15 protein-coding genes are annotated in these 15,742 nt (G+C 47.4%); 8 read left to right on the top strand and 7 right to left on the bottom strand.

Translation table 11 applies throughout. From position 1 onward, the window contains the following. Positions 1 to 14: 14 nt before the first annotated feature. Positions 15 to 785 carry a DUF3450 domain-containing protein gene (locus CWI81_RS09935; RefSeq protein WP_126785167.1) on the bottom strand — a complete coding sequence of 257 codons (771 nt, stop codon included), beginning with the start codon at positions 783 to 785 and terminating at the stop codon, positions 15 to 17. Positions 786 to 983: 198 nt separating this feature from the next. Here CWI81_RS09935 and CWI81_RS09930 point away from each other — a divergent pair, with 198 nt between their 5' ends. After that, on the top strand, positions 984 to 2,729 hold the full coding sequence (locus CWI81_RS09930) for a sensor histidine kinase (protein WP_126785166.1): 1,746 nt from the start codon (positions 984 to 986) through the stop codon (positions 2,727 to 2,729). 30 nt (positions 2,730 to 2,759) lie between these two features. Continuing rightward, positions 2,760 to 3,665, top strand: a complete 906-nt coding sequence (rdgC, locus tag CWI81_RS09925) for a recombination-associated protein RdgC (RefSeq protein ID WP_126785165.1) — start codon at positions 2,760 to 2,762, stop codon at positions 3,663 to 3,665. On the opposite strand, the gene CWI81_RS09920 is transcribed toward rdgC, so the two are convergent. Further along, entirely contained in the window at positions 3,658 to 4,509 is an 852-nt protein-coding gene (locus CWI81_RS09920; RefSeq protein WP_126785164.1) for an HDOD domain-containing protein, read from the bottom strand. The genes rdgC and CWI81_RS09920 overlap by 8 nt on opposite strands. Before the next feature lie 100 nt (positions 4,510 to 4,609). On the opposite strand from CWI81_RS09920, the gene CWI81_RS09915 reads away from it, so the two are divergent. The 3 genes from CWI81_RS09915 to srmB are packed head-to-tail and all read left to right on the top strand — an operon-like array spanning position 4,610 to position 8,446. After that, positions 4,610 to 6,298, top strand: a complete 1,689-nt coding sequence (locus CWI81_RS09915; protein WP_126785163.1) for a dipeptidyl-peptidase 3 family protein — start codon at positions 4,610 to 4,612, stop codon at positions 6,296 to 6,298. A gap of 56 nt (positions 6,299 to 6,354) precedes the next feature. Next, positions 6,355 to 7,203, top strand: a complete 849-nt coding sequence (locus tag CWI81_RS09910; protein ID WP_126785162.1) for a universal stress protein — start codon at positions 6,355 to 6,357, stop codon at positions 7,201 to 7,203. Positions 7,204 to 7,225: 22 nt separating this feature from the next. Continuing rightward, a complete protein-coding gene (srmB, locus tag CWI81_RS09905) occupies positions 7,226 to 8,446 on the top strand; it encodes an ATP-dependent RNA helicase SrmB (RefSeq protein ID WP_126785161.1) in 1,221 nt (406 codons plus the stop codon). A 5-nt stretch (positions 8,447 to 8,451) separates the two neighbouring features. On the opposite strand, the gene CWI81_RS09900 is transcribed toward srmB, so the two are convergent. The 4 genes from CWI81_RS09900 to pomA form a co-directional block, all read right to left on the bottom strand. Next, positions 8,452 to 8,814 carry a VanZ family protein gene (locus CWI81_RS09900; protein ID WP_241970418.1) on the bottom strand — a complete coding sequence of 121 codons (363 nt, stop codon included), beginning with the start codon at positions 8,812 to 8,814 and terminating at the stop codon, positions 8,452 to 8,454. Between the two features lie 11 nt (positions 8,815 to 8,825). After that, complete coding sequence (thiI, locus tag CWI81_RS09895) at positions 8,826 to 10,292, bottom strand: tRNA uracil 4-sulfurtransferase ThiI (RefSeq protein ID WP_126785340.1); 1,467 nt, start codon at positions 10,290 to 10,292, stop codon at positions 8,826 to 8,828. A gap of 101 nt (positions 10,293 to 10,393) precedes the next feature. After that, positions 10,394 to 11,326, bottom strand: a complete 933-nt coding sequence (locus tag CWI81_RS09890) for a flagellar motor protein MotB (RefSeq protein WP_126785160.1) — start codon at positions 11,324 to 11,326, stop codon at positions 10,394 to 10,396. Between the two features lie 5 nt (positions 11,327 to 11,331). After that, positions 11,332 to 12,099 carry a flagellar motor protein PomA gene (pomA, locus tag CWI81_RS09885; RefSeq protein ID WP_126785159.1) on the bottom strand — a complete coding sequence of 256 codons (768 nt, stop codon included), beginning with the start codon at positions 12,097 to 12,099 and terminating at the stop codon, positions 11,332 to 11,334. A 194-nt stretch (positions 12,100 to 12,293) separates the two neighbouring features. Here pomA and CWI81_RS09880 point away from each other — a divergent pair, with 194 nt between their 5' ends. From CWI81_RS09880 to dxs, 3 genes are read left to right on the top strand one after another with little or no spacing between them, the layout of a single operon-like run. Continuing rightward, positions 12,294 to 12,533, top strand: a complete 240-nt coding sequence (locus CWI81_RS09880; RefSeq protein ID WP_126785158.1) for an exodeoxyribonuclease VII small subunit — start codon at positions 12,294 to 12,296, stop codon at positions 12,531 to 12,533. Further along, positions 12,530 to 13,417 carry a (2E,6E)-farnesyl diphosphate synthase gene (ispA, locus tag CWI81_RS09875; protein ID WP_126785157.1) on the top strand — a complete coding sequence of 296 codons (888 nt, stop codon included), beginning with the start codon at positions 12,530 to 12,532 and terminating at the stop codon, positions 13,415 to 13,417. Before CWI81_RS09880 ends, ispA begins: the two co-directional genes overlap by 4 nt. A gap of 13 nt (positions 13,418 to 13,430) precedes the next feature. Then, positions 13,431 to 15,281, top strand: coding sequence for a 1-deoxy-D-xylulose-5-phosphate synthase (gene dxs, locus CWI81_RS09870; protein WP_126785156.1), 1,851 nt, complete (start codon positions 13,431 to 13,433; stop codon positions 15,279 to 15,281). Here dxs and CWI81_RS09865 read toward each other — a convergent pair. Beyond that, entirely contained in the window at positions 15,267 to 15,740 is a 474-nt protein-coding gene (locus CWI81_RS09865) for a phosphatidylglycerophosphatase A family protein (protein WP_126785155.1), read from the bottom strand. The two genes, dxs and CWI81_RS09865, sit on opposite strands and share 15 nt — an antisense overlap. Positions 15,741 to 15,742 lie beyond the last annotated feature (2 nt).

The following is a 15,742-nucleotide window of genomic DNA, read 5'->3' as shown; positions in this document are numbered from 1 at the left end:
ATGTCTCCTTCACCTTATTCAGCTGTTTTGTTAGCCAGTAACGGCAACATTAATAAATCCGGGGCTTTTTGCTTGCGCGCAATACTTATTGCCTGATCAATTGCAATCAAATGACTGCTGTCCAGTGACTGCCATTGGCGCTGCTCCTGATTCCATATTCCCAAGTGCTCGCCATCGCGTGTTTTATACAGCAGAGCGACACGGCCAATGCGCAGGAAGGTGACATCTTGTACGTTTCCATTAACATCGTGCTCCGCTGTATAAGCTTCGATATTGCGCCCGTAATCGGCTTCAATTTGGTAGGCTTCCATGACCCGGCGGAATTTTTCCGACACATCAACGTTGGCGCGTTCCATGAGTTCCCGTAAACCGGCAATGCGTTGTTCACGCTCTTGCTGTAAAAACGGAACATCGAGCTCAGTAAAGGTATCCAGCGAGTCGATCATACGCATCATTAGCGGCGTAACCTGTCGCTCAACAAAGCTAACCTGATCGATAGAATCATTAAGATCGGTCATTTCCTGTTGTTGATTCGCGACTTGCTGCTGCAGTTGCTGTGTGTAGACTTGCAGCCCGTCGATCTCTTTCGTAATTTGTTTGTATTGCTGCAATCGCTGTTGCATTGATTCAGAAATAGAATCAATAGTGAGTTGCGACTGGCGAGCCGATTGGTTAATCTCAGCCGCGTTTTCGACAACCGGATCCAGGCTTTTATCTTGTGCCTGAGCCGGCCATGATAAACACGACGCTAGTGCTAATGCGGTACCTGTTGCTAACAACCTCATGACGTAACCTTCTGGTCTGGGAGGGACAATTAACGTCCTCTAAATTAGAGATGCTGCAACTTTAGTGATTTTTCATGACAGCTTAATGACGGCTTTATGTCAGCTTTGTGACACGGGTTATTATTGCGTTGTGACACAGAATGAATTAGCTTAGAGCTATCGTTTTAACGCACCTTAGCTGGCAATTACTGCGCACTTATGGCCAATAAAAGTATTTCCACATCGCTGTTAACCCGCGTGCTTTCCGTCTACTTTTTGTTGACGTTAATGGTGACCGCGATCCAGATAGGCGCTGAATATTTCGACACCAAGCGCGCGCTCATCTCCGAGCTACAAAACCAACAAAGTACTTTTAGCGGGTCATTAACTCGTTCGCTGTGGGAGTTCAATAATCCACAGATAGATACTATTGCCGATGGCTTAATCAGTATTCCCGCTATCGCCGGTGTATTAATTCGCGACGACAGCGGTAACATTGTCGTGCAGTTAGGCGAAACACTGTCGGTAGAAGACCTGCCTGAACAAGCCGCCGATGGTTATATGCTGCCCGAGCAGAATGGTATATTTGGCTACTTTGACACACTGATTTTCGAATTTTCAGGGCATTCGACCCGCGTTGGCGATGTGACGTTATTTTCGACCCGGGATATAGCGATCGACCGGATCAAACTGAGCCTGGCCTTTATTGTCGGTAACGCCTTCATAAAAAGCACCTTTTTACTGATTCTGTTTTCTCTGGCGTTTAGTCGCATGCTTAATCGGCCACTTAACGATTTAACACGTCAGATTCGCAGTTTCCGACTGGATAATTTAGACGCTTCGCGGGTACGCCTGCATGATCAGCACAATAACGAGCTGGTACTCATTGAGCAGGCGTACAATCAGCTCATTGATAACATCGAAGAATATCAAGACGACCTGCAACGTACCCAACACAAGTTGAAACTGGCTAACCGCCAGCTGGATGAACAAAACGCCATCCTTGAACAGGAAGTAGCCCGTAAAACATCACGCTTAAGTCAGGTCATGCTGGATCTCGAGCAGCGCAAGAACGAACTGGAGTTAAGACAGGAGAAACTGGAGCGTGAAATAAGTCAGCGCCGTACTATGGAAAGCACTCTGCGGCAATCCAATCAGCGCTTAGAGGCATCGCTGCAGCACCTGAAAGAAACTCAACAGCAACTGGTTGAGTCGGAGAAAATGGCTTCGTTAGGGGGATTGGTTGCGGGTATTACTCATGACGTTAATACACCGATCGGCATTAGTGTTACTGCCAGTTCTTTTCTTATCGAAAAGCTTGATGAGCTGGATAACGCGCTAGAGAATAAACAGCTGACGCAGGCACAACTCAAAAAATTCATCAGCGAAGGCCGAGAAAGCCTGACATTATTAGACAGTAATCTGCAACGCGCTTCGGAATTAATTAGTAGCTTTAAGCAGGTTGCTGTCGATCAGGCCTCTGATGCGATCCGCGATATTAATCTCAAGCGTTACATTGAAGATCTGGTTCAATCGCTTCAACCGCAACTTAAAAAGACGCAGCACCAGGTTCATGTTGACTGCCCACAGGATCTTTATATTCGCTGTCCGGCCGGTGCTATTTCACAAATTTTTACGAATCTGATACTTAATTCTTTATTGCACGGTTTCGAGGGCATAACTGCTGGTAATATGTGGATTAGAGTATCAGTCAGTCACGATGGCGAGTCGGACCGGCTACATATCACTTACCGCGACGATGGCGTTGGCATCAGCCAGCAACAGTTAGATCGCTTATTCGACCCCTTCTTCACCACCAAACGAGATGAGGGCGGTAGCGGTTTAGGTACCCATATTGTACGAAACCTCGTCACTCAGACATTACAAGGCGACATTGACGCTCGCAGTGAACCCGGAGAAGGTTTAACCTACGAGTTTTCATTCCCGGTTATTATCCTAACCTAGTATTCCGAATAACAAGAGAGACCCCTAATTATGTGGTTTAGAAACCTGCGCTTCTATCGCTTTAGCGATGAATTTACTTTGCCTGAAGACTTTGAAGCCAAATTAAATGAACATTTATTTCGCGCCTGTGGTCGACAGGAGCAATCAACCTTTGGCTGGTACTCTCCTTTTGGGGCAGACAGCGAGGTACTTAGCCATCGCTTAAACGAATGCTACCTGATCTGTGCCCGCCGCGAAGAAAAAGTACTGCCTGCTGCAGTTATAAATGCCGAACTGGATGAAAAGGTACGGCAAATCCAGGATGCTGAAGGCCGTCCGGTTAACCGCAAAGAAAAACAAACGCTGAAAGAAGATTTAGTCCATCAATTATTGCCTCAGGCATTCAGTCGCTTTCGTTTAAGCTGGGGTTATCTCGACTTAAAGCGGCAGTTAATTGTGGTTAATGAATCGGCATCTAATAAAGCAGAGGACTTTTTAGGGTTGTTACGTTCTACATTAGGTTCATTACCGGTACAACCGGTTGGCACCGCAGAAGCGGCTGAGGTCTTTATGACCGACTGGTTAATTGGCAATTCGTTACCCGGTGCCTTTGAGCTCGGTGATGAGGCAGAGCTGCGCTCACCACAACAGGACGGTGGCATTTTACGTTGTAAAAATGAAGACCTTACCCGCGACGATATTCAAGCCCACGTGGATGGCGGCAAGCAGGTCACCCGGTTAGGATTAATTTGGCAAGAACAAATTGAGTTTGTGTTGGAAACTGACCTGGCGTTAAAGCGCGTTAAAGCAACAGACATGTTGATGGAACAACAAGACGACTTAGTCGACCCGACTCCTGACCAGAAGCTCGACGCAGATTTTATGCTCATCTCGGCTCAAGTCGGTGAGTTGTACGACGACTTAATTCGGGCTTTTAGCAGCGACTCTTCTAACTAAGTAATTCCAGCATTTCGCGATAAGCTTGCTGCGTGGATTCGTCCTGCCAGAAACCACTGGCCGGGATGATTTCACGTTGCTCATATTCGGCAATCGTCATCGCATTTTTGTTGGGTTGCGCATTACTTGTTAACAAACTAGCTAAATGCACAATGTCGCAATAGTTAACTACTATTGCGTCATCCAGCAGTTTTACACGACCACAGCCAAAATAATACGGTACCCGAATTAAGTTTGGGGTAAATTCCCAATGCTTGAGTACGTTGACACCAAGCTGACCACCAAACTGAGACATTGTCCCTTTAATAAAAGAGGGGTTAGCAAAACTATCGTCATGTTCATCGGCCATTTTTAGAATTGGGGCCAAACCAATTTGTGAGATCATGCCGGCAAGCAATGCCACGTCTTGATGCAATCGATTCCCCAGACCTCTATTTTGCAGGTGCCGTGTAATAACGACCGCAGCGGCGGCTATTTCACGAGTTTCTTTAATATAGCTTTCGGCAAATTGCTTAACAATATCGTTTTTTGGCCAAAATACCTGCTCGACTGCCATTGCCAGAGCCAATGTTCTTATTCGTCTTAAGCCAATTCGGGTCAATGCCTGCATCAAGCTTTCGGCTTTACTGCGGCTGCCTAAGTAGGCGCTGTTGGCTAGCCGAACAAGTCGCGCAGATAACGCCGCATCGTGCTGAATAATGCGCGCTAATTCTTGTAAGTTACAGTTGGGGTTTAGCGTTGCATCGCGCACTCGCTCCGCCGTCTCTGGCAATCCCGGCAGTTGTAACTCATCCCGTTTTAAACGGTCGTCAATTAACAGGTAAAGCGCGTTCGGCGCGGTCATGCAAGCATCCTTTTATTAGTCACTATCTCTTGCGCCTGCTTATGGTTAGCAGTATTTTATAGGTTATTATATTCGCTACTATAACCAAAAAAGCACCCTTATGTTAAAACAATTATTCACTTTGACCCCACTGATTTTTGCTATCGCTGCCTGCAGTGATAATAACGGTGACACCACTGCCGATAGCTCATCTTCAACTCAGGCCGATACGTCTGAACATTCCATAAACTACCAGTTAGTTGATGGCGCGGAAAGTCGTTTTGATATCTACACGGACTATGAGCTCACCAGCGACCTTAGCCACTTATCCGCCGATCAAAAACAAATGATTGGATTACTGATTGATGCCTCCAAAATTATGGACGAGTTGTTTTGGCAACAAGCGTTCCCTCGCGACCGCCAAGAGTTTTTAGCGGCCCTACCGAGCCAAGCAGTTAACTTTGGTAATATTAACTATGGCCCCTGGGACAGGTTAGATGGCAACAAACCCTTTGTGCAGGAGTTTAGCGAAAAACCGGCGGGCGCCAACTTCTATCCAGCGGATATGAGTAAACAAGAATTCGAACGCTTCGATAATGCGGATAAAACCAGTCTTTATACTTTGTTGCGCCGTGACAACAATGGCCAGCTGATAACAGTAAATTACTCGGATGCCTACCAGCAACAACTTACTGAAGCTGCTGATATTCTGCGGCAGGCAGCTGATCTGGCTGAGAGTCAGTCTTTTGCTAACTACCTAAGACTGCGCGCCGACGCATTTTTAAGTAATGAGTACCAACCTTCAGACCTTGCCTGGATGGACATGACCGATAACGACATTGATGTCGTGATTGGGCCAATAGAAAACTACGAAGATCAGCTATTTGGCTACAAAACGGCGTTCGAGTCTTACGTACTTATTAAGGATAAAGCGTGGAGCGAACGGTTAGCCAAATACGCGCAATTTTTACCCGAGTTACAACGCGGATTACCGGTCGAGGATAAGTATAAAGCGGAAATACCTGGGTCCAACGCGCAACTAAACGCGTACGATGCAATATATTACGCTGGACACTCTAATGCCGGCAGTAAAACAATTGCGATTAACCTGCCCAATGATGAGCAAGTGCAACTGGAAAAAGGCACCCGCCGGTTACAGTTAAAAAATGCGATGCGGGCAAAGTTTGACAAAATTCTGCGCCCTATCGCCGAAGAGCTGATTGTGCCGGAGCAACGAGATAATATTACCTTTGATGCATTCTTTGCCAATACCATGTTTCATGAAGTTGCTCACGGGCTGGGTATAAAAAATACCATCAACGATAAGGGAACCGTGCGCTCGGCGCTAAAAGAACACGCTTCAGCGCTGGAAGAAGGCAAGGCTGACATTCTCGGCCTGTACATGATCACGCAGTTGTTCGAAAAACAACAAATTAATAGAGGTGAGCTAGAAGACTATTACACGACCTTTATGGCAAGTATTTTTCGTTCCGTACGGTTTGGTGCCTCCAGCGCCCATGGCAAAGCTAACATGATCCGTTTCAATTATTTTGCCAACCAGGGCGCGTTTACCCGCAACGCCGAGGGACAATATGCCATCAGCATGGGCAGAATGCGGCAGGCGATGAACAGTCTCTCTGAACAAATTTTAACCTTGCAGGGCGACGGCGACTACCAGGCAGTTAACGAGTTAGTTGCTCGTTTAGGCGTGGTAAATGAACAGTTGCAAGCCGACCTGGATCGACTCAGTGACAAAGGAATACCGGTTGACGTCGACTTTATTCAAGGAAAAAAGGTTTTAGGTCTTTAATAGCTCTGACTGCCGGGCCGTGATAAACTCGGCTCGGCAACAGAGGATAGACAAAAATGAAGCACGTATTAGCCTGCATCGATGGTTCGAAGTCGACCACCGCCGTTTGTGATTACGCAAGTTGGGCGGCTTTGCGGTTAGAAACGCCGCTAACATTGTTCCATGTTCTGGATGAAAGTCGCTACCCCACCCAACCGGATATGACCGGCAATATTGGGCTTGGTAGTCAGGAAACTCTGTTGTCGCAGCTTGCTAAGCTCGACGAAGAACGTAATAAACTCGCCCTGAAGCATGGGCAAAATATGTTGGAAGCGGCAAAACGTCGTGCCAAACAACAAGGTTTAAGTGAGGTGTTATTGCGCCAACGCCATGGCGATCTGGCCACCTCATTGCTGGATATCGAAAGTGACATGCGCTTGTTGGTGATGGGCTTGCATGGTGTTGATAGTAATGACACAAAACACATCGGTAGTCAGTTAGAAACGGTTATTCGTACCGTGCAACGACCGATTCTTGTAACACCCCCTCAGTTTCAACGGCCAAAAAGCGTAATGCTGGCGTTTGATGGCAGCGACACTTCCAGAAAAGGGGTTAAATTGCTTGCTGAAAGCCCTATTTTTAAAGGTATGCCGATTGACCTGGTGATGATTGGTAACGATACACCCGAAGCTCAGGCATCGATAGAAGCGGCAGCCAACCACCTGCGCGAGTTCCGTCATAATGTCCGGTTTGAAATTCGCCCGGGCGAGATTGAACCGACGTTGCATACCTATCAGCAAGAAAAAAACATCGATTTAGTGGTTATGGGAGCTTATGGCCACTCACGCATACGACGCTTTTTAATCGGCAGCACCACGACAAAAATGCTACAAAATACGCAGACCCCTTTATTACTGCTCAGATAAAATTCTCACAATAGGCATACCTATGGCACTTGACTGGCAACAGCTAGAACTCGACGACAGTTTAATATTCACTCTTAAAGAGCAGCAGTTAAACAAACCCGCAAAAGTACAACAGCAGGCGATTCCGGTCGCTCTGGACGGCAAGGATCTATTGCTGAGTGCACCAACCGGAACCGGCAAGACTTTGGCGTTTCTGTTGCCAGCACTGCAACATTTGCTGGATTTTCCACGGCAAAGTCCTGGTCCTGCACGCATTTTGGTATTGGCTCCAACGCGTGAGCTAGCCGAGCAAATACACCAACAAGCACAAATGTTTAGCCCGCTGACAGAACTCAGCTCCGTGGTCGTCACCGGCGGTATTAATTATGGTACTCAACTTAGTCAGCTAGAAAAATCACATGACTTGTTAGTCGCTACCCCCGGTCGCTTAATGGATTTAATCGAAGCAGAGCAGTATCAGTTAGAAAGCGTAGAGTGGTTAATTATTGACGAAGCTGATCGCATGCTGGATATGGGCTTTACCAAAACCGTTGAAGAGATAGCCCGCCATGCGCGTCACCGCCAACAGAGCATTTTATCGTCAGCGACTTTAGAAAGCGCCGGCGTGGTTACCTTTTCCAAACGCTTGCTTAACGAGCCTGAGCTGATTGAAGTTAAGCCACCTAAGCGTGAACGCGGTAAAATTCTGCAATACGCTTATCAGGCGGATACGGCAGAGCATAAACAAAAGTTGTTATTAAAAGTTCTGGCAGAATACCCTGGCCGACAAATTGTATTCGTTAAAACCCGCGAGCGCGTGGATCAGCTAACTGGCTATTTACAGGCTAATTTTGACCAGCAAGTGATGCATTTGCGCGGCGACCTGCCACAATCCGAGCGTCAACGAATCATTGAACAATTTAAACAGTCCAAAAGCTCGGTCTTGGTCGCGACCGACGTCGCTGCACGCGGACTCGATATTGATACTGTCAGTGTGGTCGTGAACTACGATTTACCGCGCCAGGCAGATACTTATGTGCACCGCATTGGTCGTACCGCAAGGGCCGGAGCCAAAGGCACTGCAGTTTCTTTAGTGGAGGCTCACGATGCGCTGCTGTTGGGTCGCATTGAACGCTATACCGGGGAACGTTTAGAGCGTCGCGTTTTCGAAGACTTGCGACCGCAGTATAAGTTCCCGTCAACCGAGAAGAAACGGCCGAAAAAGACAGCCAAAAAGAAGTCTAAGAAGAACAAAAAGCGCTGATTAATTCAGCGTTTTTTTTTGCGTTGCTGCAATAAATACACGAGTCCGAAATAGGCGAGGACGCCAAGGCTGTCTGCCATCCAGTCGTATAAATCTGAACCGCGACCAGGGATATAGTTTTGCACCACTTCAATCAGAAGACCGTACATCGCTAATAATAAAAAGGAAATGCGGCCACTCAAGGCGAACGCTTTATGAAGTGTTAAACTTAATAAAAAGAATATCGCAAAATGGACCCATTTATCAGCGTACGGAATGCTGCTTGCCTTTGAGGCGGGAACTTGCCAAACAAACGCCAAGGTTACTGCAATCAGTAAACTAACAAAAACGATTCGCGCAACGACGACTGACAACTTTGATTGTTTCAAGCGGTATTCCCTTACTGGTCACTATACACCGATACATTATTATAGCCTGCTTCTTGCAGCAGCAATGCCTGCATCTTGCTCATAACGCCTTGAGCACAATACAGCAGGTAGTGTTTATCCGCATCTAAATTTACAAATTCTGACTGTAATTTAAAAAACGGTATTTCCAGCACATGCAGATCAGTTTGCAGCGGTTTTTCTTCAATTTCGTCACTATTGCGGATATCAATCACGACCCGGTCTAAATCAGCAGACGTAACTTCTGGTTCAAGCCTGGCTTGCTGCTCGGCGGCAGCACCGATCTCCGTCATAGTCAGTACTTGTGCATCGTTCACTACTTGCTTGAGAAGCTCCATATCCAACTTGCTTTCCTCAGCCTCTACCTCATCTGGAATAGCACGCACAGTTGGTTTATTGGAGATAACACCGCAATACTCTGGAATCGATTTAGCCAATGGCTCGGTACCAATTTTCTTCGCGACATCCACAATTTCTTGTTTATCCCGAGTTATTAATGGCCTTAAAACTAAAGCATCAGTAGCGCTGTCAATCACCTTCAAGTTAGATAACGTTTGGCTAGACACCTGACCAATCGCTTCGCCAGTAACCAATGCCTGCGCTTTTAAGTAACGCGCCACACGAGCCGCGGCTCGCAACATTTGACGCTTAAGCACAACCCCCATCAAGCCATTATCACAATGTTTCAGTATATCCTCTACCACCGGTGCAAAGTCGACGCTGACAAATTTTATCGGATGAGAGGCACTAAAGCGCTGCCATAAATAATGGCTAATCTGGCGTACCGCAACTTCATGCGCATCGCCGCCAAGATTAAAAAAACAAAAATGGGTGCGAGCGCCACGACGAATAAATTCATAACTAGCAACACTTGAGTCAAAACCGCCACTCATTAAGCTGACGACGGTTTCCTGAGTAGGAATCGGGAACCCTCCCAGACCTTCCTGGCGGCTGCCAACTAGCTGAATGTTCTTGTCGATGATCTGCAGATTTATTTCAACATCAGCGTGCTTAAGTTTAACCCGCGCGTTGTCGCTATGCTCCAGCAAATAGCCACCAATATACCGTTCGAGTTGCTGCGAGTTAAAATCATGGTGGCCTTTACGTTTTACCCGAACTACAAAGCTGCGTTGCTCAATACTTTGTAGCCAGCGGTCACCCACCCATTGGGCTAATGTTTCGAAATCACTGAGCGGACGTTCTTCAACTTCGGCAAACCATGAAATGCCGGGGGTATTTTGCAAACCTTGGGTTATATGGCGACGAACCTGTTCGCGATCTGCATCCGTTACCGGTTCCGCAGTTACTTCGATACGGTCCCACAGCCATTTGACCAAAGTGTCTGCTTGCGGATGAGCCAAGACTTTACGTAGATTATTGGTCAGAACTTTGCCGTGGCGCTTACGCACCGAACGACTTTTAATTGTGATTTCTGCGTGTAAGCGAACAACAAACTTCATATGAGGAACCATCGTAACAACATCAACACCACTACCCGGCGGGCAGCCAAAACGCAGCATTATACGATGTTTTAACCGGTCCTGCTAGCAGCGACCGGTGCCTAGTCGACTACGTTAACCGGATCTGACTCTTTGGCCTTGCCTTGCATAATAGCAATATCGACCCGTCGATTTTGTGCGCGATTTTCTGCCGAGTTATTCGGAACAATGGGTTTTGTGTCAGCAAATCCCATTGTAACTAACCGATCTTCGGAGAAGCCCTCAACCGTTACCATTTCTTCAGCAACCGCGACCGCTCGTTTTGATGACAGATCCCATTTCGAGGTATAAATTTCAGACACCAGATTCTGGTTATCCGTGTGCCCGGAAACTGTAATCTCACCTGGAATATCCTTTAATGCCTCAGCCACTTCGCGCAATACCGGTTTAAATTGTGGCTGAATAAATGCAGACCCTTCAGGAAAAGAGCCTCGTTCGCGGATACGGATTAAGATCTGCTGTCCAAACTGCTCAACTTCCAATAAGCCCGATTGCATTTGCTCCTGCAGCTGACGCTGAATACGCTCAAGCAGTTCTTTAGTTTTTTCACTTTGAGCTTCGCTATTGGATTCTGAATCGGCGCTTTTTTGATCTTCTTCACTCTCCGCCTGTTCACCGCCCCGCTCCGTTTGCTCACCTCCGGCAAAGTCAGATTCGCCTTCCTGGAACTCAAGCATTTGCTGGGTCATTTCAACGGTTTGCTGCTGGATTGTTTCAATTGGGGTTGGTTCCGGGCGACCCGGCCGGAACTCTTGCGCAATGACACTGGTTCCTTTAGGAATGTCCTTTACCTCAATTTTATTTTGCACACCTAAGGCAAATTTCATTGAGCCCGCAATTTGCTTAAATTTAAGCACATCCATTTCGGAAAACGACAACAGCAATACGAAAAACGCCATCAACAATGTCATCAGATCGGCGAATGTTGCCATCCATCCGGGGAGCCCGGGGGGAGGACATTTACAATCCTGTTTCTCTTCCGTAGTGGACGCCATGACTTTTAGTCTTCCCCTTCATCCCCGCTTACGCGTTGAGATTCTGCCAGGTAATTACGCAACATGCCTTCGATTACACGTGGGTTCTGACCATCTTGGATACCTAAAATGGCATCCAACACAAGTTGCTGATTCAGTTTTTCTTGTTCAGCCCGCAACATCAGTTTATTTTTAATCGGAATGGCGATGACGTTCGCTAAGAAAGCGCCGTAAAGGGTCGTTAATAGCGCAACAGCCATGGCCGGACCAATTGCTTTAGGGTCATCCATGTTAGCCAGCATGCCGACCAAGCCGATGAGCGTACCGATCATACCCATCGCCGGGGCGATATCTGCCAACACAGTGAAAAAACGAGCCCCTTCCTCATGTCGGGAAAAGCTCATTTGGATATCTTTCGACAAAGTTTGCTTAACCACTTCGGCATCGTGCCCGTCGACCAGCATATCGATGCCTTTACGGAAAAAACGATTCGAAATTTCTGCTTCTTCCAGCGCTAAAAAGCCACCTTTACGCGCTGAATCAGCCATTTCTACTGACGTGTCTATCAATTCTTGTGGGTGTTCTATTTTAAAAAAGAACGCTTTTACCAGTACCCGCCCAGTGGCGAAAAATTGGCCCAGTGGGAAATTAGCCAATGTAATAAACAGCGAGCCACCAACTACAATGAATAAAGACTGCACGTTAATGAACAGAGTTACGTCTCCACTCATTATGATTGCCCCGACGACAAAGCCGATAGCGCCAATTATTCCTATCAGTGTTGCGATATCCACTCAGCTTCCCCCTGGATAAATATGGTCTTATTTCGACTCGAACCGAACATACGGCAGAGTTCATTTTCAAACATCGCGGCGTCGCTGACAAGCGATTCAGTAAAACTCTAGCTGCTAGTTAGGTTATCATCGGCTGACATTGGTAAATCTTTATTAGATAATGGCAGTTACTAACAGCCTAGGTGAGCAACTTTATGTCTGAACAACCCGAACAGCAACTGTCTTTTGAGCAAGCGTTGCAACAACTGGAACAGCTCGTTAACGAATTAGAGCAAGGCGATCTGCCGCTAGAACAATCACTAAAAAAATTCGAGCAGGCAATAGCGCTGTCGCGAACCAGTCAAACCCAGTTGCAACAGGCAGAACATAAGGTCAAACTTTTGATAGAACAGAATGGTGAGCAAAAACTAGAACCGCAAGAGGACAATGAGTGACCATTCAGCAAATAACGGCGAGCGTGCGGCAGCAAGTCGACCAAGCTTTACAACGACATTTAAGCGAAGCTGGCGCAGAACAGCGGCTAGCCGACGCGATGCGTTATGGCGTGTTACTCGGTGGCAAACGGGTACGCCCTTATTTAACCATGACTATTGCGGATATATGTGGAGCCAATGTCTCCCTTGCTTTAAATGCCGCCTGTGCCGTTGAGTGTATACATGCCTATTCACTCATTCACGACGATTTGCCGGCCATGGACGATGACAACCTGCGGCGCGGTCAACCAACCTGTCACCGGGCATTTGACGAGGCAACGGCAATACTTGCCGGTGACGCTTTGCAGTCACTTGCTTTTAGCCTGCTAAGCACCCCAGTCGCTGACTCAGTGCCGTCACAGCGCCAGTTGCAGATGGTTTCGGTATTAGCTCAGGCCAGCGGTGGTATGGGCATGTGTGGTGGTCAATCACTGGATCTGGCTGCCACCGAAAAACAGCTGACCGAAGCTCAGCTGGAGCGGGTACATCGCCACAAAACCGGTGCATTAATTACCGCCAGCGCTGATTTAGGCGTACTTTGCGGCATTCAGCAAGCGCAGCAGTACCGCTCACTATTTCGAGATTTTGCAGAAAATCTTGGGCTAGCCTTTCAAATCCAAGATGATATTATTGATGTCACATCAAGTACCGAGGTTCTTGGTAAACCCCAAGGCTCCGATCAGCAAGCCCAAAAATCAACCTATGTTCAACTTTTAGGGCTTGACGGAGCACGGCAAAAACTGCTGTCATTGCACCAACAAGCACTACAGTCGCTCGCCGATATACCGTACAATACCGAATCGCTAGAAAACTTCTCGACCGTTCTGCTAACGCGGGACCACTGACAAAAAGAGTACTATGAAAACACTTCTCGACAGCATTGATCTGCCACAAGATCTGCGCCGCGTACCAGCAAAGCAGTTAAAACAAGTATGCGATGACGTTCGACAGTTCTTATTAAGTTCAGTCAGTAAAAGCAGTGGTCACCTGGCATCAGGCCTGGGGACTGTCGAGTTAACGGTAGCATTGCATTACGTCTACAACACTCCCGAAGACAAGTTAGTATGGGATGTTGGTCATCAGGCATATCCTCATAAGATTTTAACCGGCCGTAAGAACCAACTGCACTCCATACGGCAAAAAGATGGCCTTCACCCATTCCCCTGGCGCGACGAAAGTCCTTACGATGTTTTATCAGTAGGCCACTCGAGCACCTCGATATCGGCGGCATTAGGCATGGCCGTGGCAGCAGAGCGGCGTGGCTTGCGGGAAAAAGTGGTCGCTATTATCGGTGACGGAGCGATGACCGCAGGTATGGCATTTGAAGCGATGAACCACGCCGGTGACATAAAACCCAATATGCTGGTCATTCTTAACGACAATGATATGTCTATTTCGGAGAATGTCGGTGCACTTAATCGACACTTTGCCCGGCTGTTATCCGGTAAGGTTTACACATCAATTCGTGAGCAAGGGAAAAAACTACTTAAGCCGCTGCCACAAATTCAACACCTTGCCAGTCGCGCCGAAGAACACATGAAAGGCATGATGGCTCCAGGTACCATTTTCGAAGAGCTGGGGTTTAATTATATCGGTCCTATCGATGGCCACGATATTGACGAGCTGGTTGAAACCTTAACTAACATGCGGGACCTGAAAGGTCCGCAACTATTGCACATTGCGACCCAAAAAGGCAAAGGCTATCAGCCTGCAGAAAAAGACCCGATCGGCTACCATGGCGTGCCTAAATTTGACCCGACGCTATCGCAACTGCCGGTGAAAGCACCGGGGATACCAGCCTATTCAGATATTTTTGGCCAATGGTTGTGCGATCAAGCCAGCCAGGACAGTAGTCTAATGGCTATTACACCGGCAATGCGCGAAGGCTCGGGGATGGTAGAGTTTTCTAAGCGCTTTCCTAAGCAGTACTTTGACGTAGCCATTGCCGAACAACACAGTGTTACTTATGCCGCAGGTTTAGCCATTGCCGGTTTAAAGCCGGTCGTTGCTATATACTCAACGTTCTTACAACGCGCATACGATCAGTTAATACATGATGTTGCGCTACAGAATTTAGATGTACTGTTTGCTATTGACCGGGCGGGTATTGTTGGCGCCGATGGACCGACTCACCAAGGAGCGTTTGATCTTAGCTACTTGCGCTGTATTCCTAATATGGTGGTCATGGCACCGAGTGACGAGCAGGAATGCCGTGACCTGCTACAAACCGGGTATCAATACCAAGGGCCGGCGGCGGTACGCTACCCTCGAGGCAGTGCGACAGGAATTGAATTAAGAGATTCTGATCAGTGTATCCCAATTGGCGAATCACGTTTGATCCAAACTGGAGAAAGCGTCGCAATACTGAGCTTTGGTACATTATTAGCCGAGTCCCGCCAAGTTGCAGAACAGCTTAATGCCACCCTGATTGACATGCGCTTTATAAAGCCACTGGATATCGACGCTATCGTCAAAGCAGCTGGTTCTCATGAACTACTAGTAACAGTCGAAGAAAACTCAGTACAAGGCGGTGCAGGAAGCGCTGTACTCGAAGTTTTAGCGGAACGTCAACTTAATATAAACACGCTAACCATTGGCCTACCGGATCAGTTTGTTAAGCATGGCAGTCAAGCCGAAGTACGCGCGGAATTGGGGCTGGATAGTAACGGTTTATTGCAAAGTATCAAACGCCGTTTAAATAAACTGTAAGACGCCCAGAATGATGACGTTGCTGACAACCCCTGCCAGCACGTCATCCATCATAATCCCGCTACCGCCAGTGAGTCTTTTATCAAGCCAACCAATTGGGCCCGGTTTACTAATATCAAATAAGCGAAACAGCAGAAATGCTGCAATGATATACGGCCACTCAAACGGCAATGCAAACATAGCAATGGCATAGCCGACGATCTCATCCCAGACAATCGCCGGATGATCATGCACCCCAATTTTATCGGCCGTACGGCGGCATAAATAAATACCAAATACTGTCCCTAAGACGGTAAACAGCAGATAAAACCACAGTGGCGTTAATGTTAATAACCCCACCACAGGGATCGCTGCCAGGGTTCCAAAGGTACCCGGAGCCTTCGGCACTAAACCGCTACCAAAACCAAATGCTAAAAAGTGTAGAGGGTTAAAGAAGTTAATGCCGGGCCAACGTTTCATGT

Origin of the sequence: Idiomarina seosinensis (assembly GCF_003987275.1) — a bacterium.
Classification (GTDB): domain Bacteria; phylum Pseudomonadota; class Gammaproteobacteria; order Enterobacterales; family Alteromonadaceae; genus Idiomarina; species Idiomarina seosinensis.
The sequence above is the reverse complement of the archived record's forward strand: the minus strand, read 5'-3'. Positions and strand labels throughout refer to the sequence as shown.